The organism is Brevibacterium sp. H602 (genome assembly GCF_051172395.1).
Lineage (GTDB): Bacteria > Actinomycetota > Actinomycetes > Actinomycetales > Brevibacteriaceae > Brevibacterium.
The window spans coordinates 194,137-218,077 of record NZ_JBPIZD010000002.1 but is presented as its reverse complement, the minus strand read 5'-3'; the positions used below and the strand labels follow the sequence as shown (position 1 = coordinate 218,077).

Below are 23,941 nucleotides of genomic sequence, written 5' to 3'. Positions count from 1 at the left end.
ACCGAAACGAAGGAGCCCGACCGTGACCAGAGACGACGGCCAGTCCTCGACGAGACAGATCGGCCCGATCGCAGTGCTGCTCTCCCTCGTCTACGGGGTTCTCGCGGCCTACATCTTCTGCTTCTCCGGATCCTTCGGGCGCCTCGGTGAGTACTGGTGGTTCGACATCGCGCTCATCACCATCACGATCACGGCTTCGCTCTCTCTGGCCTATGTCAGCCTGCTGATCATCTCCTACGTCCGGCAGAAAGCCGTCGACCCCGGCGACTCCACGGACTTCACCTGGCATTTCCTCATCCCCTGCCGCGATGAGGAATCCGTCATCGCCGAGACAGTCTCGGCCGCGAGGACCTCATTCCCCGATGCTCACATCTGGGTCATCGACGACGCCAGCGAGGACGCCACCGCCGCCATCGTCACCGACATCATGGACGTCGACGACCGCACCCACCTCATCTCCCGGGTCCTGCCCGAGGCACGGACAGGCAAGGGCAAGGCCCTCAACGCGGCCTATCGCTCGGTGTCCGAATTCGTCGGCGCAGACCCCGCCGACCGTGCTCGCTCGGTCATCGGAGTCCTCGACGCCGACGGATTCCTCTCCGACAACGCCCTGTCAGTGCTCTCGGGCCCTGCCGGCTTCGGAGACGAAACCCTCGGCGCGGCGCAGCTCGAAGTGTGGATGAAGAACCGCGGCGACAAACGGCCGCGTCCCGGACGCAACTGGTTCCTCAACCTCCTCGGCCGGTTCCTCATCCGGATGCAGGACATCGAGTTCCGCACCTCGAACTCGGCGATGCAGCAGCTGCGGGTGACCACGGGCACCGTCGGCATGGGCGGCAACGGACAGTTCACTCGCCTCACCGTCCTCGACGCACTCACCGAAGACCACGGAGAACCGTGGGGAAACAAGCTCAGCGAGGACTACGAACTCGGGCTCAATATCCTCACCTGCGGCTTCCGCAACGGCTATTTCCCGCAGGCCCATGTGTCCCAGGAGGCGCTGCCCTATTTCCGCAGGCTGCTCACGCAACGCACGCGGTGGGGGCAGGGAATCATGGAGTGCGCATCGAATCTGCCTGCTCTGCGCAGGAGCCGCGTCCTGAGGTTTCCCGGGTTCGTCGAGATCCACTACTTCATGAGCCAACCATGGCTGATGATGCTCAACCTCCTGCTCATCCCGATCGTCACCGCCGTCGCGATCGCCCAAGGATTCTTCGGCTTCGTCAGTGATGCCGCGACCTGGATCATCGTCCTCACCGGGCTCGTCTTCGTCGTTCTGCCCTATGCACTGTGGGGCCCGCTCTACCGGCGGTGGGGGCCCGAACCCATCGGTCGGACCGCCTCAGTGCTGCTGGGGTTGGGGTACCTCGTTTACGTCTACTTCACCTACTTCTACTACCCCCGCGCGATCGCCCGCATGGTCACCGGCCGGAATTCGTGGGCGAAGACGAAGCGCAACGCCGACGACGTGCTCGTCACCTCGACCTTCACCCCGGCAGCGCTGCAGGTCGTGCCGCTGCTCGACCAGGCCAGCCTCACCGAACTCGCCGAGGAGCTCGAAGGCAGAGACGAATACGCCCAGGAGATCGTCTCTCGATTCGCCCTCATCTGGCCGCGTCGCCTGGCGAATCTGCAGCAGGCCGTGGCCGCCGGGGATGTGCTGGCCACCAGCGATGCGATCGCCAGCATCCGGGTGTCGTCGACGATGGTCGGCGCCCACCGACTGCAGGTCGCAGCCGAAGATTTCACCACGATGGTCGAGAGCCGCGAGTTCGATGCCGCCCGTGCGGCCCTGCCGCGTCTGTCCCGCGTCGGCGACGACACGCTCGTCGAGATCCGTTCCCGTTTCCTCGATCTGCCGACCCGCAGTCGGCACTGAGATCCAGTCGGTGCTGCCCGCTGGCAGCCAGTCACTGAACCGAACGATCAGTGCGGTCGGCTCATTCCTCGTCCATCGCCTGCAGGAACTCGCGGATCTCGCGTGGTTTGAACGGTTTGGTGAGGAACGCGTCGGCTCCGGCTTCGAGGCTGGCGTCGCTGTCACGCTGCGTCGCCCGAGCGCTGATCACCGCGATCGTCGCCACGGTGTGAGGTCGGATCTGCCGCAGAAGTTCAAGCCCGTCGATATCGGGCAGACCGAGATCGACGGTGATGAGTGTGCGCTCGGCTCCGTCGAAGAGTTCGAGTCCGAGCTTGCCCGTCGCCACCGATTCGACGGCGTATCCGCTCTGCTCCAGAACGACTTCAAGCAGTCGGCGAATATCATCATCGTCTTCGATGACAAGTGCGTTCTTCGCTTCCATACCGAACCATTTCCTCACGTCCGGCTCAGACTGCCGCACCTGGACTCCAGCGTTCGCTCAACAGCTTAGTCTTCTCTGCACCGGCAGAGGTGAGATTTCCGTTGCCACCGAGCACCTGGTTAACTGTAGAACGCTCGTTAAGTCACCATTCCCAATCAGCTCCTGGAGGCAGTCATGGCCACTTTCGAACTCTCACCCGAAGTGCGCTGGTCAGATCAGGACCTGCTCGGCCACGTCAACAACGCACGGATGATCACCCTCATCGAGGAATGCCGCGTGCGCTGGATGCACGAGATCCGGGCCGGACACATCACCGGCGGCGGACTGCTTGTCGCCCGCCAGACCATCGACTACCTCCTGCCCGTCATGTACGGCCCCGAACTGAAGATGACGGTGACGGTGAAGAAGCTCGGCAACTCCTCGTTCACGGTCAACACTCGCGGCGACCAGGAGGGACGTCAGGTCTTCGACCACGACTGCGTGCTCGTCCACATCGACCGGGACTCGCAGAAGCCCACCCCGCTGACGCCCGAGCTGCGCGCAGTCTTCGAACCCTACCTGCAGGGCTGAGGACTGAACCGCTGACTTAGGTGGGAGAAACAGTCATGCGAAACCGCTGCGGGCGTGACCGTTCAGCCCACCCAGTCTGAGCCCATCGGTCGCCCAACGGCATCGAAATCCTCCCGAGGGCCGTGCGATCATGGCCGATTCGTTCAAGCCGGCACCGCACCCGTCCGCATAGTCTGAAGTCATGAAACTCGACGCGATCTCCATCATCACCGCAGACATGCCCGCCGCCGTCACCTTCTACTCCGCGCTCGGCCTTGAGCTCGCCGATGGCGGCCCGGACGCCCCACACACCGAGTTCACCTCCGGATCCCTGAGGATCCTCCTCGACACCGAGGCGGTCATGCTCGGCATCGATCCCGAATGGACCTGGCCGACCGGCGGACACAAGATGTCCTTGGCCTTCGACTGCTCCACCGCCGAGGCGGTCGATTCGGCCTTTGCCGAGCTCACCGGACGCGGCGACGGTGGAAGCGAGCCCGTGGCCGGAGTCGTCCACGAACCCTGGGACGCGTTCTGGGGACAGCGCTACGCTGTGGTCTCCGACCCCGATGGCAACACGGTCGACCTCTTCGCCGCCCTCAACTCCTAATTGCTACCCGACGGCGGCCCAGCAACCTGGCGCGAGGTTGCTGGGTCGCCGTCGGGTAGTTCTGGGTGGGGACGAACTTACGGGACGAACGCCGGGTGCGCCCTCACCCGATGAGCGAGCGCTCGTCCCGACGCAGGTGAGCTGCGTCGGCATACCCGACCTCGGCCGCTGCCGCTGTCCGCGACCGCCCCGCATCGATGAGGTCTCGTGCGGCCTGCCAGCGCAGGATCTTCGCCAGGTGCTTGGGTCCGTAGCCGAACCATTCCGCGCTCAGTCGGCGCAGCTGCCGCGGTGAATACGTGAACTCCGCGGCCGCCTCGGTGACGGTCTGGGCCGGCGAACTTGAGCGCACATCCAAGGCCCGAGCCAGGGACATCGGACGCGGATCCAGCAAGGCTCGGTCCATCAAGCCGCCGGCTGTGTCGAGCAGCACCCGGGCAGCTCCCGTCACCGAGGCGGCCCCGCCCTCACCGACTCCCCCACCCCTGGCATGCCCGCCGCCGATCACCGCGCCAAGGGGCGTCACCCGGTCGGCCAGCTCCCCCGCCGAGGTGGTCAGCAGCTGCGGAAGCACGCCCGAGTCGAAGCGCAGGCCTACCGTCGGTGCGGCCGAACCGTGGAACATCCGTGCCGTGGAATCGGCGCCGGCGATGAGTATCTGCGAATCGATGACGATGAGGTCCATGCACCCGTCGGGCGCGATGAGCGAGGGAGCTGGAGCAGGCGCGGCGTCCGACCCGAAGGCAGGGTTCCGACAGACGGGATCGGTCGCCTCGGCGAGGGAATCTGCCTTGTCGGGAACGGAGACCCACAGGCTCGCCCGCAGGCGTGGGATCCGGGTTTCGCGGTACACGGACTCGGCCTCCTGACGCGCTCGGCGGTAAACTCGTCTGTGATCACCTGGTGCGGGCGGCGCGATCTGCCCCCAGAATAGCGCGCGAATGGCCCCAATCGAGGGCCGCACGCCTGAGCTCATGGGAAGGAATGATGGCTGCAGCATCCTCGGCGCCGGTGTCGGCGCGCAGGCAGGCTCGCCATGTCACTGTCTTCCTCGATGTCGACGGCGTCCTCAACTCCTACCCGGTGCCCAAACTGCGCGGCATGGCCGAGGGGCGGAAGAAGCTGCACGCGTGGCACTACGAACTCCACTACCGGCCGTCCGTCGTCGAATTCTTCGACCGCATCGTCGAGACCCACGAGGTCGATGTCGTGTGGCTGTCGACCTGGTCGCAGCGGTGCAAGTCCGAACTCGAACCGAAATTCGGTCTGCGCAACTCCTTCGACGTCATCGAAATGCCCGATGAGACGCACAACCGCTTCGCTCACGATCCGCAGCAGTGGTGGAAGGCCCGTGCCATGGAGGACTGGCTGGCCACCCACGAGCACGGGCGTGCGATCTGGATCGACGATGACCTGGCCTGGCCGGCCACCCGCGATTACTTCCTCAAGCACTACTCACCCAACCGCCTCAAGCTCATCGCCCCGGACTTCGCCCACGGCCTGACGAAAGCCCATCTCAAGGAGATCCGGGAGTTCGCCTACCCCAAGACCGACGCTCCAAGGACCATCGACACCAAGCCCGGCGGCCCAAAGACCAAGGCATCGACGACATCCGACCCGAAGGGGACTTCATGACGCGCATCGGCCTGCTCGATTCCGGACTCGGACTCCTCGGCACCGCCGACGCGCTGTTCAACCTCGCCCCCGACGCTGACCTCGTCCTCGCCATGGACCCGGACTTCACCCCGTACGGCAGCCTGAGCACCGACACCCTCGAACAGCGGGCCCTGCATTCGGCCGGGGTGCTCGCCGAATGGGAACCCGACGCCATCGTCATCGCCTGCAACACCGCCTCGGTGCAGGCCCTCGAGGCCGTCCGCGCCCGCTACGAACCGGCCATCCCCGTCATCGGCACCGTGCCTGCGGTGAAGATGGCCGCCGGCACCGGCCAGGATTTCGCGATCTGGGCGACTCCGGCGACCACGGGCAGCGAGTATCAGCAGAACCTCATCGACTCCTTCGCCGCCGACCTGCACGTGGCCAAGATCGCCTGTCCCGGTTTGGCCGAGGCCATCAACGCCGCCGACCTGAACAAGATCGACACCGCCATCGAGGATGCCTTCACCCAGATGGGACCCGGAACGGAGACCGTGGTGCTCGGCTGCACCCACTACGGTCTCGTCGCCGACCGGATCATGGCCGCCCGAGCCGGAGCCCTGACCGTCTTCGACTCCCCCATGCCAGTGGCCAAGCAGACCCTGCGTCGCATCGGCCTCGAACCCGCCGGAGTCGGCGAGGATCAGCCGGGCGCCGGTCGCGTGCTCGCAACCTTCGCGTCCGGCCGACGCGTCAGCCTCCCCCAGGCCCTCGATGCCTACCCCGCCGGCAAACGGCTGCTCGCCCGCGAGGCCTGACTCCGTCTCCTCCGCGTTCCCTCCGAGCCGGGTCTTTCCGCGCCGCACAGGCGTAAAATGGAGCAGACAGTCAATCGTCAAAGGAGGCGATTCGACATGTTGGCGCTCAGTATCCTCGCCGCACTTGTCGCACTCGGAGCAATCACGCTGGGAAACAGCCTGAAGATCGTCAAGCAGTACGAGCGCGGGGTGGTCTACCGCCTCGGCAGAGTCAACGCCGAGCCCCGTCCGCCCGGAATGACCGCGATCGTCCCCTTCGTCGACAAACTCGAGAAGGTCAACCTCCAGATCGTGACCATGCCGATCCCCGCGCAGGAGGGCATCACCCGCGACAATGTCACCGTCCGCGTCGACGCCGTCATCTACTTCAAGGTCGTCGACCCGCGCAAGGCCGTCGTCGATGTCGAGGACTATCAGCTCGCCGTCGGCCAGGTCGCGCAGACCTCGCTGCGCTCGATCATCGGCCAGAGCGAACTCGACGATCTGCTCACCAACCGCGAACGCCTCAACCAGGGCCTGGCGATCATGATCGACAGCCCCGCCGTCGACTGGGGCGTCCACATCGACCGCGTCGAGATCAAGGACGTGGCCCTGCCGGAGACGATGAAACGCTCGATGTCGCGCCAGGCCGAAGCCGAACGCGAACGTCGATCCCGCGTCATCATCGCCGACGGTGAGCTGCAGGCCTCGAACAAACTCGCCCAGGCCTCCGAGGCCATGGCCCACACCCCGTCCGCCCTGCAGCTTCGCCTCCTCCAGACCATCGTCGAGGTGGCCTCCGAACGGAACTCGACCCTGGTCCTGCCCTTCCCTGTCGAACTGCTCCGCTTCCTCGAGAACAACACCCCGACAGCTCCTCCCACCACCGAGGCGGGAACGCAGTCGACCACGGAAGCAGGAGTCACACCCACCACGGACACCCCCGCCGAGGCGGCGGACCGGTCCGAATCGGACACGACGCCGAGTGCCCCGGCCGACCTCGACGCCATCGTCCAGGCCATGTCCGAATCGCTCAAGCTCACCGGGCTGATGCCCGAGCAGGAACGCATCACCTCGGACATGCCCGAGCAGGAGCGGACCACCTCGGATGCGGCCGCACGGTCCGACGTTGCCGACCAGGAAGAGCATTTCGGGCACGCCTGAACCTTCGTTGCCCAGCCGACGACCGCCCGCGCACTCGCCCCGCGCATTCGCGCCGCCCGCCGTCTTCAGCGTCTGTCCAAGCCCGAGGACTAGGCTGTGCGCATGGACCTCAAGCGCACTGGAAGAACAGTCATCGTCAACGGCGTCATCGCCCTCGTGATGGGTGCGCTGATGATGGTGTGGCCAGGCACCTCCGCCGAGGTGGTGGTGCGGATCTTCGCCTGCTGGCTCGCCGTCATCGCCATCTCCTCCCTCGTCTTCGCACCGCAGGGAGGCCGCACCGGCAGCATGGTCACCCGCGCGGTCCTGCTCATCCTCCTCGGTGCGCTCATCTTCTTCACCCCGATGCTGTTCGCGTCCATGGTCACGGTGCTGACTGGATTCGCGATCATCTTCTTCAGCTTCCTCGCGCTCACCATGTCCTTCTTCATCCGTCGGATGGGTGTCAGGTCCTGGTGGGCGCTCACCGTCATCGGCGTCCTCGGCATCATCCTCGGCGGTTTCTTCCTCTTCGCACCGGGCGCCGGAGTGACCGCGCTGATCTTCACCCTCGCCGGGTTCATCATCCTCGTCGGCATCGCCCTCATCGCTCTCGGCCGTCGACTGCGCAAGGTCGACAGGCAGATGAAATCCGACCCTCACCGTAACCGTCCCGACGACGACGGCGGCGATGTCATCCGCGGGGAGATCATCGACTGACTCCGGCCGCCTCGGCGAGCTTTTCCCCTTTTTGGCAGAGCCCGGATCCGCATAATTGCGGATCCGGGCTCTTTCACATACCCGCTGCTCACCGATTCTCGCACCGAGGTCGGACCGAAGTGGTCATTGTCACAACATGACTTTCGATCTCCGGCACACCCAAGCGCCCGCTGCGCAAAAGCCCGCTGATATAGCACCTGACCTGGAACATCGCGTGAACACACGGCAAAACCTACCGATTGTGCATGAGCATTTCGTGGGCCTCGGAATCGGAGTTAACCGTCTATTCACTTTCGCCGTAACCTGGCGGTCATTCGACCTGCGAATCATGGAGGCAGACAGACACTGCCATATCGACTGAAACTCGCGAGGAGAACGAATGACCCAGGTTCTGGCCCCGGAGCGCCACACTCCGCCGCCTGCCGTCGGCCGCAGCAACGACCGCCTCTGGCATCTGGCCTTCGGTGGACTGCTGGCGATCACCCTCATCGCCTTCACCCTGTGGTCCTTCGACTTCGTGGGCCGGGACGCACCCCGCATGGTGCTCATCACCACGGTCATCTTCGGTGCCTTCATGGCCTTCAACATCGGCGGCAACGACGTCGCCAACGCTTTCGGAACCTCCGTCGGCGCCGGCACCCTGACGATGAAGCAGGCACTGCTCATCGCCGCAGTCTTCGAGGTCAGCGGAGCACTGCTCGCCGGCGGTGACGTCACCGACACGATCAAGAGCGGAATCGTCGACCTCAGCGGGGTGGCGATCAATCCGATGGACTTCGCGTTCATCATGATGGCGGCCCTCCTCGGCGCTGCCGTGTGGCTTCTCGTGGCGACTCGGATGGGTTGGCCGGTGTCGACGACGCACGCCATCATCGGCGGCATCATCGGCGCGTCTCTGACGATCGGCTTCGTCACCGGCAGCGGCGGACTCGCCATGGTGCAGTGGTCCGAGGTCGGTCAGATCGCGATCTCCTGGGTGCTCTCTCCCGCCCTCGGCGGACTCGCGGCTTTCGTCATCTACGGCGTGATCAAGAAGTACGTACTCGGCAAGACGCTGTCGCACACACTGAAGCCGCACATGCTCGCCCCGGTCTCCGCTGCTGAGGGATCCGTCGACGCACAGATCGACGCCGCCACCGAGGATGCCCCCACCGACGGAGGATCGATCGGTACGCATTCGGCCCTGCAGCGGTGGGTTCCCGTCATCGCCGCCGTCGGTGCGGTCATCATCACCGCGATGCTGCTGTTCAAGGGTCTGAAGAACCTCGACATGAGTGTGAGCACCGTCGGCGGCCTGCTCATCATGGCGATGATCGGCGCGGCCGTGTGGCTGGCCGTGTTCGTCTTCGCCAAGACACTGCGCAAGCAGACGGTACCTCGCGCGACCTACATCCTGTTCTCCTGGATGCAGGTGTTCACCGCCTCCGCGTTCGCCTTCAGCCATGGTTCGAACGACATCGCCAACGCCGTCGGCCCCTTCGCCGCCGTCCTCGATGTGCTCCGCACCAACAGCATCAGCGGCGAGGCGACTGTGCCGTTCGCAGCCATGCTCACCTGCGGCATCGCCCTCATCGTCGGTCTCTGGTTCATCGGCCGCAAGGTCATCGCAACCGTCGGCACGAACCTCACCGAAATCCACCCGGCCTCCGGATTCGCCGCCGAGCTCGCTGCCGCTGGAATCGTCATGGCCGCCTCGGTGAGTGGTCTGCCTGTGTCGTCGACGCACATCCTCATCGGCGCGATCATCGGTGTCGGCCTGGTCAACCGCTCGGCGAACTGGAAGCTCATGAAGCCGATCGCACTGGCATGGATCATCACCCTTCCGGCCGCCGCGGCCATCGGTTCGGTCGGCGTCATCGCCCTGCGCACCATGATGGGCTGACCCACTGACACGAACGCCCACAAGCGTTCGCCGGTCTGCGTTCGAGGCATCGCTTCGAACGGATCCGCACCTCCGCCCCGCCGACTTCCACACGAAGTCGGCGGGGCGATTTTCGTCCGACCCCTGGTCTCGGCAAAGCCCCCTGTGCTATCTTGTTCGGCATGGGAACCTTGAACAGCAGCGCAATGACTGCGCCTTGCTTCTACATTCGTCACCGCAGCGCCTGACAGCGCGCCAGACGAATTCTTCTGCGATCGGCTGACCGACGACGGTCACCCTGATCTGCTCTGCAAGCGCGTTGTCCTCCCGGAGAGCCATCGGCATCCGGGCGAAGCGGCAATCGGCTGACCCCATTCTGATTCTCTGACCACTCCGATCATCATGATCGCCCAGGTCTATACGAATCGATCTGACTCACCTTCATTGCGCTGCCTCGGGTGCCTCCATCTTCCTTTTGGAGCACATCCCATTGCGACCCCACACGTCACGACACCGTTCGACACGCAGTCAGTCCCGTTCGCGCTCGGCCCCAAGGTCTATTCACGGCGGGCGGCATGAACTCGGCCAGAACTTTCTGTGCTCACCCACCACCATCTCAACGATTGCGAGCCTGGCTCGTTCCACCTCAGGACCGATCATGGAGATCGGCCCCGGGGATGGGGCAGTCACTGCCGAGCTCTACCGGCTCGGTCGCAAGCTCACACTCGTCGAGATCGACGAAACGAGGTTGGATCACCTTGAAGACACGTACCCGCGGGCCGAGGTCCGGCACGCCGACATCCTGACCACCCGGCTCGACCGGCCGGTCATCGTCGGCAATCTGCCGTTCCACCTCACCACTCCCATCCTCCGCAAACTGCTGCGTTCCGGGCGCTGGCAGCGGGCGATCCTGCTCACCCAATGGGAAGTGGCCCGCAAACGCGCAGGAATCGGCGGATCGACCATGATGACCGCGCAGTGGGCCCCATGGTTCGACTTCCGCCTCGTCACTCGCGTCCCCGCCGACGCGTTCACCCCGAAACCCAGCGTCGATGGCGGCATCCTCACCATCGATCGCTGTCCCACCGGGTCGATCCCAGAAGGTGCTCGATCCGATTATCAACAGTTCGTCCGTTCGGTCTTCACCGGTCGCGGGCGAGGAATGAAAGGAATCCTCTCGAAGATGAGCATCACCGATCATCGCACTCTGCAATCGACCATGGACCGCAACGACATCAGAGGAGACACCTTGCCCAAAGACCTCACCCCCGACCAGTGGACCGGACTGTTCACCGAACTGGCCACGGAAACAGATCAGACGAATGCGAAGAAGGGAAAGACCATGCGAAACAGCAAAGCACCCAAACAGAACCCCATCACCGAGGCGGCCCCTCAGACACCGTTGATCACCGGGGAGATGCCCATCGTCGGCGCCAAACCGACGACCGAGAAGCTGCAGGCCTCCATCCCGGGCACCGACCCGAAGGCGAAGAGCCATGACAAGGGTCATCTGCAGGCCGAACGTGGTTTCATGAATCAGCATCAGAAACCGCAGCAGCCCCAGCCGAGGTGGAACCTGCCACGCAGGTAAGAGTCCAGTGCCCCGGTCCGACGTTTCCCGTCGGACCGGGGCACTGTCCGGCCCATGCGCCTCCAGGCCGACGCACCGACGGGCCGTGACACCGGCGACTTCTCCGTCTTCTCCGGAAGTTCATCTTCGCCGACTGCCGGCGCTCGTAGACTGAAAACAGCAGGTTCACGCACTGCGCATTCGGTCGAGAGGTCAGCCGGAATGGACAAGGAACACGGCACTCACATCAGACGCTTCATCAATGGATGGTGTCCTGGCTGCGAAGAGAGCAGCAGCCTGACACCGGGTCGACTCAACTCCGACGGAACCATCGAATTCCGCACCTGTGTCGACTGCGGGGAAACCGTCGAGGACCACGATCCCCGATTCTGGTCATCGGCCGCCGACGCCGACGAAGAAGGACTCGTCTAGGTCCCTCCTCGGCCGGCCACGGAGATCACCAGCGCAAAGCTCGTGTCAGACCCTCCGTGTACACTGAAATCACGTTCGCGAGCTGTGGCCATCGGTACCTGGCCGGCCACACGGCAACCCGTCATCGACCGGGTGCCCCAGGGGAAGAACGGGCCCGCGCCGACCGCTCGGGCAAGCTTCGATCCGGGCCGCTGCGCCCGAGAAGGACGGTTTGCCATGTCCGCAGACTTCGACGACTCCGCCGACTTCCACAACGACTCCGCCAAACGCCGCAGGGCCGCCGAACAGTGGCCGGGCTTCGACCCCGCGGAGGCCCTGCGCTGGTCGAAGGTCCTCCTCCACCACTCCCCAGACCCGCAACGCGCCGCCATCAAAGCTCAGCTGAGTTCGGCGATCTCCCGCGGCATCCCGATCGCCGGACCCGATTGGGTGCGCACCGCCGAATCCGCACGCCTCGATGGCTTCAATCCGGTTCTCTACCAGACACTCTTCGAAAGCCTGCGCACCATTCCGAAGACGGCTTTCCGATCCCACCCGGGACACCGGCAGGCGACGTTCAAGACCTACCTGCCCGGCACGCCATATGAATCGGAACTGTGGAGCGACTGGCCGAAGCTCTTCCTCACCGACGGATTCGACGCCCGAACGGCCACGACCCTGACACTGCTGCGCGCCGAACCGAAGTTCCCACGGCCCCGAAGCAACAACTGAGCAAGGAGTCTCTGACCTCATCGAAACCAGCCACCACTACCGGTCGGATCAACAGATCCGACTCGGTCAACTCGCCTAGGAAGCCACGCGCAGATACACGGCCGCTGCGAGCGCGGAAGCGATCATCTCCCGCTCCCCTCCGATGTCCACGGTCACCTCTTCGTCGGTGCGGTCGACGACGTCGAGCGCGACATCGGGAAGCACACCCGCCTCGGCGAGCTTGCCCAAGATCCGCGGATCGGCGTCGGAGACCCTCAGCACCTCGTAGTGACCGGCGGCCGCCTCGGCGAGAAGGGTCGGAATATGGGAATCGACGGCACCGTCGGCACCGGGAATGGGATCGCCGTGCGGGTCGGACGTCGGGTGGCCGAGGAACGCGTCGATGCGGTCGATGAGCCGATCAGAGGCGGCGTGCTCGAGGATCTCGGCCTCGTCGTGGACCTCGTCCCAGCCGTAGCCGAGCGACTTCACGAGGAACGTCTCAATCAGCCGGTGCCGGCGCACCATCGACAATGCGATCGCCTCGCCCTGCTCGGTGAGCACCGGCGGCTTATAGGGAACTCGAGTGATCAGACCGAGTTCGTCGAGACGCTTGAGCACCTCGCTGACATTGGCCTTCGTCGTTCCGAATCGGTTCGCGAGTTCGGTGGCCGTCATCGGGTCCCCGCCCCATTCCTGAGCCGACCAGATGGCCTTGAGGTAGTCCTGACTGACCTCGGAGACTTCACCTGCGCGCATGCCCCCAGTATCCCATGGACGCGTCGTCCCACTCCGCACTTCATCCGAAGTGAGCGGTCTGGCACAGATGTTCCCAAACGATTACGTCCGACCCGCCCCATCGCCGAGGCGGCCCTGCCAGAATCACATTCATGACCTCCCATTCCCTCCCCTCCGACTCGGTTCACCCGGCCGACGACGCTGACCGCCTGCGGTCTGCTCGGCCCGCACTCCCCGACGCCCCCTCCCCCACAGACGGCTGGCCCCCGTTCCGTGCATTCCGCCGCTGGGCGAAGGCCCGCAAGACCGCGTCCGGACCAACAGCACGGCGAGGGGCACTCACCTCGGACGACCAGCGAGCACGACCAGAGAGGATCAATGCATCCGGTCTGTTCCGACCCGGAGAGATCGAGTACGCGCGGCTGCGGAGCCTGCCTCCGTTCGACACCGATCTGCTCATCCTCACCGACCAGCGCATCATGCGAGTGCGCACCGATGCTGAGGGCTCCATCGCCCAGCTCTCGGAAGCGACGCCTCGGCAGGTCGGCGTCGTCCGCGCCGAGGAGTTCCGCGAACGCGCGACCGTAACCGTCGAGCTGCACGTCGGATCGTCGATGCGGTTGGAGGAGACCACTCCCGCGGAGGCGCACCGTTTCGTCGACACCGTCAACGAGGTGGCCGCCCGCTCCCGGGCGTGACCGCGCCCGCTCCCTCACCTGACAGCACCTGCTTTCACAGCCTGACCCGGACGTCTCCACCGCTTAGTCAACTTCCTGAAAAGAGGGGGTGATGAATTTGTGAGAAACCTCCACCCGTAGAATGGATCGGGCCCATTTTCGGGCCCTGTCCCTTTTTGTCTACCGGAGGTCGATGCGTGCAGGATCCGAACGAAGAGACGTTGAAGCGCCCAGTCGTCGAACGTGAACGATTCGGCGGTACCGACCGGGCAACGAGAATCAGCAGGGACGTCGACCCTGAGAAGCGCGCTCCGATCGACAGTACGGAGATGAGCAAGGGCCCGGAGGAGCTCTCCGACGAACGCGGCTCCCGGGTCAATTGGCGAGTCTTCATCGTCGCCTCCCTCATCATCCTCGCGTTCTCCGTGTGGGCGATGATGATGCCCGACTCGGCTCAGTCGACGATGAAGACTGTCGTGGACTGGATTGCAGAGAACCTCGGCTGGTTCTATGTCGTCACCGTCACCGTCGTCATCGGCTTCGTCCTCTGGGTGGCGCTGTCCAAGGAAGGCAGCGTCAGGCTCGGCCCCGACCACTCTCGTCCGCAGTACAACCTCTTCACCTGGGTCGCCATGCTCTTCGCCGCGGGCGTGGGCATCGACATGCTCTTCTACTCGGTGACCGGACCGATCACCCAGTACCTCGAACCGGTCAACGCCACAGCCGAATCGGCCGCCGCCGCACAGGACGCCGTGGTGTGGACGATGTTCCACTACGGCATCGCCGGCTGGTCGATGTACTCGCTGCTGGGCATGGCCATGGGCTACTTCGCCTACCGGTGGGGCATGCCCCTGTCGATCCGTGCGGTCCTCTACCCGCTGCTGGGCAAGCGCGTGCGCGGAGCCACCGGTGATGTCATCGACATCTTCGCCCTCGTCGGCACCGTCTTCGGTGTGGCCACCTCGATGGGCATCGGCGTCGTCCTGCTCAACGTCGGGTTCGCCACTCTCTTCGGTCTCGAAACCGGACTGGCCCTGCAGATCGCGCTCGTCATCGTGGCCGTCGTCATGACTGTGGCCGCCTGCACCTCCGGCGTGGACAAGGGCATACGCCTCGTCTCCGAGCTCAACCTCTGGTCGTGTGCGGCGATGATGCTCTACATCCTCGTCACCGGCAAGACCGCCTTCCTGCTCAACGCCATGGTCGAGAACATCGGCCGCTTCATCTTCACCCTGCCCGAACGGACGCTGTCGACGTTCGCCTATGTCGACGGCGGATCCGAATGGATGGGCGGCTGGACCCTCTTCTTCTGGGCCTTCTGGCTCGCCTGGGGTCCCTTCGTCGGTCTGTTCCTCGCCCGCATCTCCCGCGGACGCACCCTGCGTGAGTTCGTCATCGCTGCGATCACTGCCCCCGTGATCTGCGACTTCATCATCGTCACGATCTTCGGCAACTCGGCCCTGTCCGAGGTGTTCAACGGCAATGACGAGTTCGCGAAGACGGCCATCGCCTCCCCGGAACAGGGCTGGTACGACCTGCTCGAGATGTTCCCGGGAGCGACGTTCCTCATCGGCCTGGCCACTCTGTCCGGACTGCTCTTCTACCTCACGAGCGCGAACTCCGGCGCCATGGTGATGTCGAACTTCTCCTCCTCGATTCCGAATCCGGAAGAGGACGGCGCCAAGTGGCTGCGCATCTTCTGGGCTCTGGTGACGGCGGTGCTCACGATCGCCATGCTCGTCGCCGGAGGCGTGACCACGATGGAGTACGCGACGCTGATCTTCGCCCTGCCGGTGACGATCATCGCCTACCTCGTCATGGCCTCGTTCTCGAAGGTGCTGCGCATGGAGCGCGCCGAACGCGAGGGCCGGATCCGTCGTCGCCGCACCACCGCGGCACACGGTGGACGCACCCCGGAGAAGACCTGGCGTCAGCGACTGGCGACCCTGCGGTCCTACCCGTCGAAGAAGTCCGTCGACCGTTTCGTCACCGAGGTGGTCGGACCGTCCCTGGAGGCCGTGGCCAACGAGTTCCGCGAACTCGGTTACACCGTCGAACACCTCCAGACGCTCGACGAGGACAACGAGATCATGTCGAACACGCTCAATGTCGACATGGGCGACCAACGCGACTTCCACTACGAGGCTGCGGCCGTCGAAGCGAATGTGCCCTCGTTCGGCGCCCGCAACGCCCCACGAGGTGACGACAAGTACTTCCGCATCGAGGTCTTCACACAGACCGGTTCGGAAGGCTACGACCTCATGGGTCTGAGCTCACAGCAGATCATCGACGACGTGCTCGACCGGTATGAGAACCATCTGTCGTTCCTCGCCTACTCGCACGAGCACTCGTTCCAGTCGGTCGTCACTCCACCGACACCTCCGCCCACGGATTCGATTCCCGCGGTGCCCAAGGAAGCTGACGACGTCGAAGACATCGAGGAGCCGAAGCACTGAGCGAAACCCCTCGCCGAGGCGGCCGTGCCCAACCGTGCACAGCCGCCTCGGTGACGGGGTGAGCACAGCGACCGAAGGAGCGGTGACCGATATGGTCACCGCTCCTTCTGCGTCGGGACGGGGAATCTGACCGGGGACCGCTCAGATGTGTCAGGACCGCTACCGGCACACCAACGGTGCCGACCTCGGCGGTGACACAATCGAATCATGGAGTTGAAGAATCCGACCATCGGCAAGATCGTCGTCTTCGGTCTGCTCATTGCCGGCATCGCACTCATCGCCTTCACGTCGACGAATGCAGGAGTCGCATCGAAGCACAGCCCCGACGACTTCGGCGGCGACCCTTATTTGGCGCCGTCCATAATTCTCGGACTTCTCCTTGCCTTGAATGCGGTCGCAATCGCGGCGCTGGCCATCGCCGGCGAAGACGATCATCCCGACCGCGCCGAGGCGGAGCCGCACACTCCACGGCAACCGAAGTCGTTCACCCGGTTCGTCCACGCTCCGCTTCCGCGAGTCCTCCTCGTCGGTCCGATCTGGGCGGTCTGCTCTTTGGTGGCACTGTTCATCGGGCATACGTATTCCGCGGATCCAGGTGTTCCGGGAACTGTGTGGGGAGACCTCACCGGCAACCCGCTGTCCGCCCTGTCCATCGTGTTCCTCTGCTGGGCGACGGCGAACATGGCCTTCGCCTGGTCGTCACTGGCCGAAGCGTTCAGCCGAGATCGTCGGCCGGTCTCTCTCACGATTCTCACCTGCGGGCTCGGCCTGGGGTGTCTGACGGCCGGTCTCTTCGGTTTCTTCGGACTCGCCACACTTACGACAGTCATCGCTTTTCTGCTCGGCGCGGTCTGTCTCATCGTCTCGACGGCTCTGCTCATCCCGCTCAGATGGTGGGCGATCAGGCGAGTCGACCGTTTCGACTCCGCTGAACGGCCGACTGCCGGCACTCGGCGAAGTCCCGGCCGGTCCGCTCAACCGCCCGAAGACGCCCTCCGACCGGGAGAGCGGATCCTCACCACCTACCTCGGTGAGGTGCCGAATGCCCATGCGAACGGCAGCACCGCCGACCCGCAGATGCTGGTGCTGACTGACCGACGGATCTTTCGCGCCTCAATCATCGCGCCGGGGCGCACATTCGTCCTCGAACAGGCCGAGCCCGGTCAGCTGAGCGGCGGCGCATCGGAACGTCGCAGCAACCACGTGATCACGACGGTGCTCTTCAACGGCCGGCAGCCGATGAGCGTGACAGGCGGCACCGAGGAAGCATCTGGTCGCTTCGCCGAGGCGATCACCGTCCTCGCCCGGACGGGCCGTCTTCCCCGCTGATCCGGCATACTCCTTCGACCAGACTTGTAGTTCCGACGCAACGGATCCGGAACATCTCAGCACCCATGGCTCGCAGAGTTCCTGCGAGGATGGAGGTATGAATAGGGACAGACGCTCTAGGGGCATGACTCTCGTGTTCGGGATCGGATTCGCCGTCTTCGCCTCGATTCCGTTCTTCCTTGCCAATGCCGGTATCAATCCGCTCCGCAAGCATGTGCTCAGAGGCATCAACCCGGACCAGGCGCCGAGCATCGGGATCCTGGTCCTGTTCTTCTTCTCGGCCATCGCCGCCTTCGCCTTCTATGAGGACAAATCGCCCGCTGGCAGCGATGCCGCCCGTGCGCAGCAGGCCGCGGATCCGCATGGAGTGAAACGCAGACAGCCGCCCACCGCTTTCGTCCGGAATCCCTGGCCTCGAGTGTTCGCCGTCGGACCGGTATGGGCCGTCTGCGGAGTCATCGCCGCGTTCGTCTGGCACGCCTTCGCTAAGGACTCCGGCATTCCCGGAACCGTCTGGGGCGACCTCACCGCATCGCCTCTGCCGGCCTTCGCCCTGCTCTTCGGACTGTGGGCCACGGTCAACTTCAGCCTCGCCCTCGGAGCGATCGCCGACGCCTTCCACCGCACGCTCTGGGCGATCTTCCTCATCGTCTCTGTGCTCATCGCCATCCTGGCCATCACCATCGGCGTCGTGGCATCGAACATCCTCACGGTGTCACCGCCGGCAGGGCTGGCAGTGGCCGCCATCTGCCTCATCATCACAACGGTCGCACTGATCCCGGCCCGCCTGTTCGCCGTCGCCCGAGCACGCGTCACCAACAGGATCGATGCGGCCCACGAGGCTCGGCTGCAGTCTCTGCTGATGACTCTCGCCCCAAGTGAGAACCTCATGCTCCACTTCGCCGATAGGGATAACCCGACCGGGCAGATTCTCGCCGCCACGAACCAGCGACTCCTCCTGGCCGCACCCACCGGCACCGGAACCGGGTCCGCCCGACCGGGCCCGGTCCGCATCCTCGACCAGGCACATCCCGGACAGCTGCGCGGAGCCAGCACCAAGTTCCGCCCAGCCGGACACACCACCTCGGTGCACTTCCGGGACCGTCCGGACATGGAACTCGTCGGCGGGGACCCGAGCGAGGCAGACACGTTCGCCGAAGCACTGACCGCTCTGGCCACGACGGGACGTCTGCCGCAGGAGGAGGAGACTTAAGCCATGGAACTCAGCCAGGTGGTCGCTCTGCTCACCGCCGGCGACTACACGATCTCCCGTGAGATCATCCAACGCGGCTTCGGCGTGCTCTTCTTCATCGCCTTCGCCTCGGCGTTCAACCAGTTCCCTGCACTCCTCGGCGAGCGCGGACTCACCCCCGCCCCGCGCTTCATCGCTCTGACCTCGGCCCGACAGGCGCCGACGATCTTCCGCTGGAAGCGGTTTGCGTATTCGGACCGGCGACTCCGCCTCGTCTGCGTGGTCGGAATGGTTCTGGCCGCCTCGGCGATCATCGGGCTGCCCCAGGCCGGTCCCGCATGGGTGCCGATCCCGGTGTTCTTAGGCATGTGGGCGCTGTACTTCTCGATCGTGTCGATCGGGCAGCGCTTCTACGGCTTCGGCTGGGAATCGCTGCTGCTCGAGGCCGGATTCCTCGTCGGCTTCCTCGGCTCCCACGAGGTGGCCCCGACGTGGGCGATGATCCTGCTGCTGCGCTGGTTCGTCATCCGCGTCGAATTCGGAGCCGGAATGATCAAGATGCGCGGGGACTCATCCTGGCGCGACCTCACCGCGATGGACTATCACCATCAGACCCAACCGATGCCGAACCCGCTCTCCCGCCGGGCCCACCTCATGCCCGGCTGGTGGCACAGGAGTGAGACGCTGGGCAGCCATATCGTCCAACTCGCCGCGCCGTGGCTGCTGTTCCTGCCCCAGCCGATCGCCTCGTTCGCGGCTGTCGCCATCATCATCACCCAGCTCGCTCTCGTCATCAGCGGCAACTATGCGTGGCTGAACTGGGCGACGATCCTGCTCGCCTGCTCCGGAATCAGCGATACGTTCTGCCGGTGGATCGCGGGCGGCCCGTTCCCCGACTGGGGATGGAATTCCGTGGCCGCGATCGTCACCGATCCCACCGTCACCGAGGCGGCCGGTTCGTCCGCGGGTGCCGGTCCCTCTCAGCCGATGCCCGCGTGGTGGCTGATCATCGTCCTCGTATTCGTCGCGTGGCAGGCCTGGCTGAACGTGCCAGCGCTGCGCAACCTCTTCTCTTCTGGTCAGCTGATGAACGCGAGCTTCAATCGGCTCGGACTCGGCAACGCCTACGGCGCCTTCGGGTCGATGACCGAGACCCGCAACGAGATCATCATCGAAGGGTGGATCGACGACGGAGACGCCCCTGGCACAAGAGCCGACGATCCCGGCCACGATGACGCCGACGCAGGCTGGCGCGAGTATCGGTTCAAGGGCAAACCCGGTGACGTTCTTCGTCGCGGGCCCGTCGTCGCGCCCTATCATCTGCGCCTCGACTGGCTCATGTGGTTCGCCGCGCTCGGCGACTACCGGCAGACGTGGTTCACCGAGCTGCTGCGCGCGATCGGCTCCGGTGATCCGCAGATCCGCCGCCTCATGGGCCCCGACCCCTTCGACGGTGCCGCCCCAGACCTCATCCGCGTCCGCGTCTTCACCTACCGCTATGCCACCCGCGCCGAACGGCAGGCCGCCGTCGCTGCCGGAGAACTGAAGCCGTGGTGGGTGCGCTCGGACCCGCGCATCCTCGTCCGGCCGATAGACTTACGGCAGAGCTGACCGACGATGCGCGCGCTGAAGAGCTGACCACCCATGAACACCCGAAGCCGAGCGCTGTCCCACGGGCTGACCGGTGCTGTTGCCCTCAGCGCCGTGGCGACTGTGGTGTTCTTCGTCGTCAACACCGGCCTGGCCCACACCTCCAGCTCATCGGACGTCGTCATCGATGCTGCCGCGGCCGGACCGCTGACCTTCGCTTTCATCGGACTCACCACCTTCGTGGCGATCATCTTCTTCACAGGATCCGACCGCGGCGAAGGGCTCGAATCCGAACTGAGCGGAGCCCCACGCGGATCTCTCACGCTCTTCACCAAGGATCCGCTCATCACCGTCACGAGCATCGGGCCGCTGTTCGGGCTGTGCTTCAGTCTGGCTGCACTCCTGTGGCGGACATTCGCATCCGCACCCGGCGCTCCCGGAACCGTCTGGGGTGACTTCACGAGCTCACCTCTGCCGTTCGTCGCCTTGTGCACGGCAACCATCGCGTCGACGAACTTCGGTCTGGCAATGGCCGGAGTCACAGTGGCCGTACGCAGCCGCACCGGCTTGGCACTCTGGCTCGTGGCCGGCAACGTCATCCTCGGCATGGGCGCCGGGGCTCTGTTCGCCTGGCTCTCTTTCGCGAACACGGTCAGCGCCGCGGCCATCACCGTGCCGCTCGCAGCGGTCTCCGTCATCATTGTGCTCGGAGCCCGCCGGATGGCCATCAGCAGCGCCGGCGAGGAGAAACTCTCCGCGCGAGCCCGTCGCCGTGGGCCGACTCCGCCGCCCTATGACGCCCTCGACCGAGGCGAGTCCGTGTGGCTGAAGATCGGCAACCGCAATCCGCGCGGTGCCGAGTTCCTCCTCGTCACACCTTCCCGACTGGTCCACACCCGCCCGACGTCCTCAGGAAGCACGGAGATCATCGGCGAGGCGGCACCGAAACAACTGGTCGGGGCGAGCACTCGAGTCGATCACGGGCGAGCAACAGCCATTGTGCAGTTCCGGGATCGACCGGCTTTCCGCCTGTACGGCACCGACCCCGAGGAGGCCGCCGAGTTCACGCGCAGGCTCACCGTCCTCGCCCGGTCGGGGATCCTCCCCGACTGAGGCGCCTCCTCGGCGAGGTGATTCTCCGTTCTGAAACGGGACGTCAGTGACGCCGATTCGAGGCCGCCTCGGCGACGGTCAGTCGACACCGAGGGCGAGCAGAACGATGAGGACGATGTTGAGGACGATGATGAGCGCCGAGGCGGCCGCCGCACTGACCGTGATCCACCGGGAGTTCGCGAATTCGCCCATCACCCGGCGGCTGCTCGTGAGCCTGACCAGGGGGATCATCGCAAACGGGATGCCGAGGCTGAGCACGACCTGGCTGAGCACGAGCGCCCAGGTCGGGTCGACGCCGATGGCGAGAACGATGAGCGCGGGGATCATCGTGAACGCGCGCTGCCACACGATCGGGATGTTCACCCGCAGCAGGCCCTGCATGATCGAAGCGCCCGCATAGGATCCGACGGCGCTCGAGGCCAGTCCCGAGGCGAGGAGTCCGATGCCGAAGAAAAGGCCGACGACCTCGCCGAGGTTGACCGTGACGACCGCGTGTGCGCCTTCGATGGTGTCGGTGCCGGTCTGCCCGCGCAGCGCTGCGGCGGCCAGGAGCAGCATGGCGATGTTCACGGAGCCGGCGATGACGAGGGAGAGCACGACGTCCCAGCGGCTGGCGCGCAGCAGCTGCCCGGTCGAGGCGGTCGCATTGTCACGATGACGATCGACCGAAAGCGCCGAATGGAGGTAGATCGCATGGGGCATGACGGTGGCACCGAGCATGCTCGCTGCCAGCACCACGGAGTTCGTGCCTTCGAGCCGCGGCACGATTCCACCTGCGGCTTGCCCCCAATTCACATCCCCGACGAACAGGCCTGCTAGAAAGCCGATGGCGATGATGACCAGGAATCCGATGATGACGAATTCGAAGGGACGCTGACCGCGAGTGGATTGGATCGACAGCAGGAACAGCGACACCACCCCGACGATTAGTCCGCCGAGCAAGAGCGGCAAATCGAAGAGGATCTTCAGTGCGATCGCGCCGCCGATGACTTCGGCGAGATCGGTGGCGATGGCGACGACCTCGGCCTGCCCCCAGTATGCGAGGCGGGACCTCTTCCGAAGGCGATCACCGAGGATGCCCGACAGCGACTGCCCGGAGACGAGCCCGAGTTTCGAGGATAGGTATTGGACGAGAACGGCGATGAGGTTCGCGGCCACGAGCACCCAGACGAGCAGGTACCCGTACTCCGCACCGGCGGTGAGGTTGGCCGCGACGTTGCCCGGATCGACATACGCGATGGCCGCGACGAAGGCCGGGCCGAGGAGCACTGCCGTGGAGATCTTCTTCCGGCCGTGCTTCTTCAGCCCGCGCTCGCGGGTGCGCACCGATGAGGAATCGACGTTCATAAAGTTAAGGTACATTAACTTTCCCGTTGCGGGCAACACCTCACCGGGTCTGGAAAGTGAACACGGAAGGGCTTAGGGTTCGAGCATGGTCAGTGAACACGTTCAGCTGAGGTCCGGCAAGCGCCGGCAGACCGAGGAACGGATCATCGGTGCCGCCGCCGAGCTGTTCCTCGAACATGGTTTCAAGGCCACGACCATTCGGGCAGTCGCGAAAACTGCCGAGGTGTCGGTGGGCAGAGTGATGTCGGTCGGTGATAAGGACGTCATCCTCGTCCGGTGCTTCGATCGGTGGATCGGGCAGCTGCAGAACGGGAGGTACACGCCACCGGCGCGACGCACGAGCCTGTCGCGTCGGGAAACGAACGCCGGCGCAACAACGGGCCCGCCCCGACCATCCTCGGCGGTGCAGCGTCATCTGCTCGAACTCTTCCTGCCCTTCCTCGAATTCTTCGCCGAACACGAGGATCTGTCCCGCGACTATGCGGCGGCGATGATGCGAGTCAAGGGCGAGCCGGAGGTGTTCAACGCTCTCGCCGTGGACCTGCAGAGCCGCCTGAGCGAGTCACTGGTCTCGATCGGGATCAATGAGGACCACGCACGGGCCAGCGCCGCGGCTCTCTACGATTCCTACCTGGGCATCCTCTTCCGGTGGGCGGCGACGACGATGGGTCTCGACGACGCCGTCGAGGCGATGCTCGCGAGCATCGTCTTCCATACGAGAGTCAGGAGCTCGCTGTGACGCTCCTGCCCGAACCGGTCTGGCCGGTTATCGTCCTCGCGGTCATCGTCTTCGGCGACGGCCTGCTCACCTTCCGTCCCCCGCGGGCGATCGCCGCCTGCCTCGACGGGGTCGGCTTCCCGCGGGAGTGGTGGTGGGTACTCGCCGTCGTGAAGTTCCTCGCCGCAGCAGGCCTGGTGACGGGGATCTGGATTCCCGGGCTCGGCGCAGCAGCCGCGGCGGGCCTCGTCGTCTACTTCCTCTGCGCCGCTGCCGCTCACCTGCGAGCGAGGTATGTCGGTCGGGATTTCTGGCTCAATTGTCTGGGAATGCTCGTCGTCTGCATCGCGGTGCTCGTGTTCTGCTTCCTCTGAATATCCCATGTCTCAGTCCGGAGAATTCTTCTCCCACATCCCGCACCTCGATCCCGTTTTGGCCTAGAGTCGAAGTACGGCACCGGTGCCTCCTTCGGCGCTGAGCCGTCCGGCAGAATTGCTGACCTGCTCGGTG

At 65.0% G+C, this 23,941-nt stretch carries 22 protein-coding genes, 1 pseudogene and 1 riboswitch; of the genes and pseudogenes, 19 read left to right on the top strand and 4 right to left on the bottom strand.

Features of this window, described 5'->3' with window-relative positions; translation table 11 throughout:
- Positions 1 to 22 precede the first annotated feature (22 nt).
- The gene (locus ACSBQT_RS03130) at positions 23 to 1,879 is read left to right on the top strand and encodes a glycosyltransferase (protein ID WP_435000829.1); all 1,857 of its coding nucleotides are present in this window, start codon (positions 23 to 25) and stop codon (positions 1,877 to 1,879) included.
- A gap of 61 nt (positions 1,880 to 1,940) precedes the next feature.
- Here ACSBQT_RS03130 and ACSBQT_RS03125 read toward each other — a convergent pair whose 3' ends face one another.
- Positions 1,941 to 2,303 carry a response regulator transcription factor gene (locus tag ACSBQT_RS03125; RefSeq protein ID WP_435000828.1) on the bottom strand — a complete coding sequence of 121 codons (363 nt, stop codon included), beginning with the start codon at positions 2,301 to 2,303 and terminating at the stop codon, positions 1,941 to 1,943.
- Positions 2,304 to 2,477: 174 nt separating this feature from the next.
- Here ACSBQT_RS03125 and ACSBQT_RS03120 point away from each other — a divergent pair, with 174 nt between their 5' ends.
- Together ACSBQT_RS03120 and ACSBQT_RS03115 are read left to right on the top strand one after the other, a co-directional pair.
- Positions 2,478 to 2,873, top strand: coding sequence for an acyl-CoA thioesterase (locus ACSBQT_RS03120; RefSeq protein WP_435000827.1), 396 nt, complete (start codon positions 2,478 to 2,480; stop codon positions 2,871 to 2,873).
- 181 nt (positions 2,874 to 3,054) lie between these two features.
- Positions 3,055 to 3,462 carry a VOC family protein gene (locus tag ACSBQT_RS03115; RefSeq protein ID WP_435000825.1) on the top strand — a complete coding sequence of 136 codons (408 nt, stop codon included), beginning with the start codon at positions 3,055 to 3,057 and terminating at the stop codon, positions 3,460 to 3,462.
- A 103-nt stretch (positions 3,463 to 3,565) separates the two neighbouring features.
- Here ACSBQT_RS03115 and ACSBQT_RS03110 read toward each other — a convergent pair whose 3' ends face one another.
- Positions 3,566 to 4,315, bottom strand: a complete 750-nt coding sequence (locus tag ACSBQT_RS03110; protein WP_435000824.1) for a helix-turn-helix domain-containing protein — start codon at positions 4,313 to 4,315, stop codon at positions 3,566 to 3,568.
- Between the two features lie 134 nt (positions 4,316 to 4,449).
- On the opposite strand from ACSBQT_RS03110, the gene ACSBQT_RS03105 reads away from it, so the two are divergent.
- The 8 genes and pseudogenes from ACSBQT_RS03105 (at position 4,450) to ACSBQT_RS03070 (ending at position 12,292) form a co-directional block, all read left to right on the top strand.
- Complete coding sequence (locus tag ACSBQT_RS03105) at positions 4,450 to 5,097, top strand: HAD domain-containing protein (protein ID WP_264800394.1); 648 nt, start codon at positions 4,450 to 4,452, stop codon at positions 5,095 to 5,097.
- Positions 5,094 to 5,876 (top strand): glutamate racemase, encoded by a 783-nt coding sequence (locus tag ACSBQT_RS03100; RefSeq protein WP_435000823.1) that lies wholly within the window; start codon positions 5,094 to 5,096, stop codon positions 5,874 to 5,876. The genes ACSBQT_RS03105 and ACSBQT_RS03100 overlap by 4 nt, the downstream gene beginning before the upstream one ends.
- Positions 5,877 to 5,972: 96 nt before the next feature.
- Positions 5,973 to 7,019 carry a slipin family protein gene (locus tag ACSBQT_RS03095; RefSeq protein WP_435000822.1) on the top strand — a complete coding sequence of 349 codons (1,047 nt, stop codon included), beginning with the start codon at positions 5,973 to 5,975 and terminating at the stop codon, positions 7,017 to 7,019.
- Positions 7,020 to 7,121: 102 nt separating this feature from the next.
- Positions 7,122 to 7,718: an HdeD family acid-resistance protein gene (locus ACSBQT_RS03090; RefSeq protein WP_410709667.1), complete on the top strand. Its 597-nt coding sequence runs from the start codon at positions 7,122 to 7,124 to the stop codon at positions 7,716 to 7,718.
- Between the two features lie 379 nt (positions 7,719 to 8,097).
- Positions 8,098 to 9,600: an inorganic phosphate transporter gene (locus ACSBQT_RS03085; RefSeq protein WP_435000821.1), complete on the top strand. Its 1,503-nt coding sequence runs from the start codon at positions 8,098 to 8,100 to the stop codon at positions 9,598 to 9,600.
- A gap of 538 nt (positions 9,601 to 10,138) precedes the next feature.
- A pseudogene (erm, locus tag ACSBQT_RS03080) lies at positions 10,139 to 10,870 on the top strand (23S ribosomal RNA methyltransferase Erm); the annotation flags it as partial.
- Between the two features lie 501 nt (positions 10,871 to 11,371).
- Entirely contained in the window at positions 11,372 to 11,581 is a 210-nt protein-coding gene (locus ACSBQT_RS03075; RefSeq protein ID WP_139469426.1) for a hypothetical protein, read from the top strand.
- 73 nt (positions 11,582 to 11,654) lie between these two features.
- Positions 11,655 to 11,765: riboswitch (SAM riboswitch) on the top strand.
- A gap of 32 nt (positions 11,766 to 11,797) precedes the next feature.
- Entirely contained in the window at positions 11,798 to 12,292 is a 495-nt protein-coding gene (locus ACSBQT_RS03070; RefSeq protein ID WP_435000820.1) for a hypothetical protein, read from the top strand.
- A gap of 75 nt (positions 12,293 to 12,367) precedes the next feature.
- Here ACSBQT_RS03070 and ACSBQT_RS03065 read toward each other — a convergent pair whose 3' ends face one another.
- Entirely contained in the window at positions 12,368 to 13,030 is a 663-nt protein-coding gene (locus ACSBQT_RS03065) for a metal-dependent transcriptional regulator (RefSeq protein WP_410709663.1), read from the bottom strand.
- 131 nt (positions 13,031 to 13,161) lie between these two features.
- On the opposite strand from ACSBQT_RS03065, the gene ACSBQT_RS03060 reads away from it, so the two are divergent.
- From ACSBQT_RS03060 to ACSBQT_RS03035, 6 genes are all read left to right on the top strand, one after another.
- Positions 13,162 to 13,707, top strand: coding sequence for a hypothetical protein (locus tag ACSBQT_RS03060; RefSeq protein ID WP_435000819.1), 546 nt, complete (start codon positions 13,162 to 13,164; stop codon positions 13,705 to 13,707).
- Positions 13,708 to 13,883: 176 nt separating this feature from the next.
- On the top strand, positions 13,884 to 16,142 hold the full coding sequence (gene betT, locus ACSBQT_RS03055) for a choline BCCT transporter BetT (RefSeq protein WP_435000818.1): 2,259 nt from the start codon (positions 13,884 to 13,886) through the stop codon (positions 16,140 to 16,142).
- 207 nt (positions 16,143 to 16,349) lie between these two features.
- Entirely contained in the window at positions 16,350 to 17,471 is a 1,122-nt protein-coding gene (locus tag ACSBQT_RS03050; RefSeq protein ID WP_435000817.1) for a hypothetical protein, read from the top strand.
- Between the two features lie 124 nt (positions 17,472 to 17,595).
- Positions 17,596 to 18,684 carry a hypothetical protein gene (locus ACSBQT_RS03045; RefSeq protein ID WP_435000816.1) on the top strand — a complete coding sequence of 363 codons (1,089 nt, stop codon included), beginning with the start codon at positions 17,596 to 17,598 and terminating at the stop codon, positions 18,682 to 18,684.
- A gap of 3 nt (positions 18,685 to 18,687) precedes the next feature.
- Positions 18,688 to 20,274 (top strand): lipase maturation factor family protein, encoded by a 1,587-nt coding sequence (locus ACSBQT_RS03040; RefSeq protein WP_410709658.1) that lies wholly within the window; start codon positions 18,688 to 18,690, stop codon positions 20,272 to 20,274.
- A 33-nt stretch (positions 20,275 to 20,307) separates the two neighbouring features.
- Positions 20,308 to 21,366, top strand: coding sequence for a hypothetical protein (locus ACSBQT_RS03035; RefSeq protein WP_410709657.1), 1,059 nt, complete (start codon positions 20,308 to 20,310; stop codon positions 21,364 to 21,366).
- Between the two features lie 78 nt (positions 21,367 to 21,444).
- On the opposite strand, the gene ACSBQT_RS03030 is transcribed toward ACSBQT_RS03035, so the two are convergent.
- Positions 21,445 to 22,713, bottom strand: coding sequence for an Nramp family divalent metal transporter (locus ACSBQT_RS03030; protein ID WP_410709656.1), 1,269 nt, complete (start codon positions 22,711 to 22,713; stop codon positions 21,445 to 21,447).
- An 85-nt stretch (positions 22,714 to 22,798) separates the two neighbouring features.
- Between ACSBQT_RS03030 and ACSBQT_RS03025 the strand changes: the two genes are divergently transcribed.
- The gene (locus tag ACSBQT_RS03025) at positions 22,799 to 23,452 is read left to right on the top strand and encodes a TetR/AcrR family transcriptional regulator (RefSeq protein WP_410709655.1); all 654 of its coding nucleotides are present in this window, start codon (positions 22,799 to 22,801) and stop codon (positions 23,450 to 23,452) included.
- Positions 23,449 to 23,805 (top strand): DoxX family protein, encoded by a 357-nt coding sequence (locus tag ACSBQT_RS03020; RefSeq protein ID WP_101545914.1) that lies wholly within the window; start codon positions 23,449 to 23,451, stop codon positions 23,803 to 23,805. Before ACSBQT_RS03025 ends, ACSBQT_RS03020 begins: the two co-directional genes overlap by 4 nt.
- Positions 23,806 to 23,941: the final 136 nt, after the last annotated feature.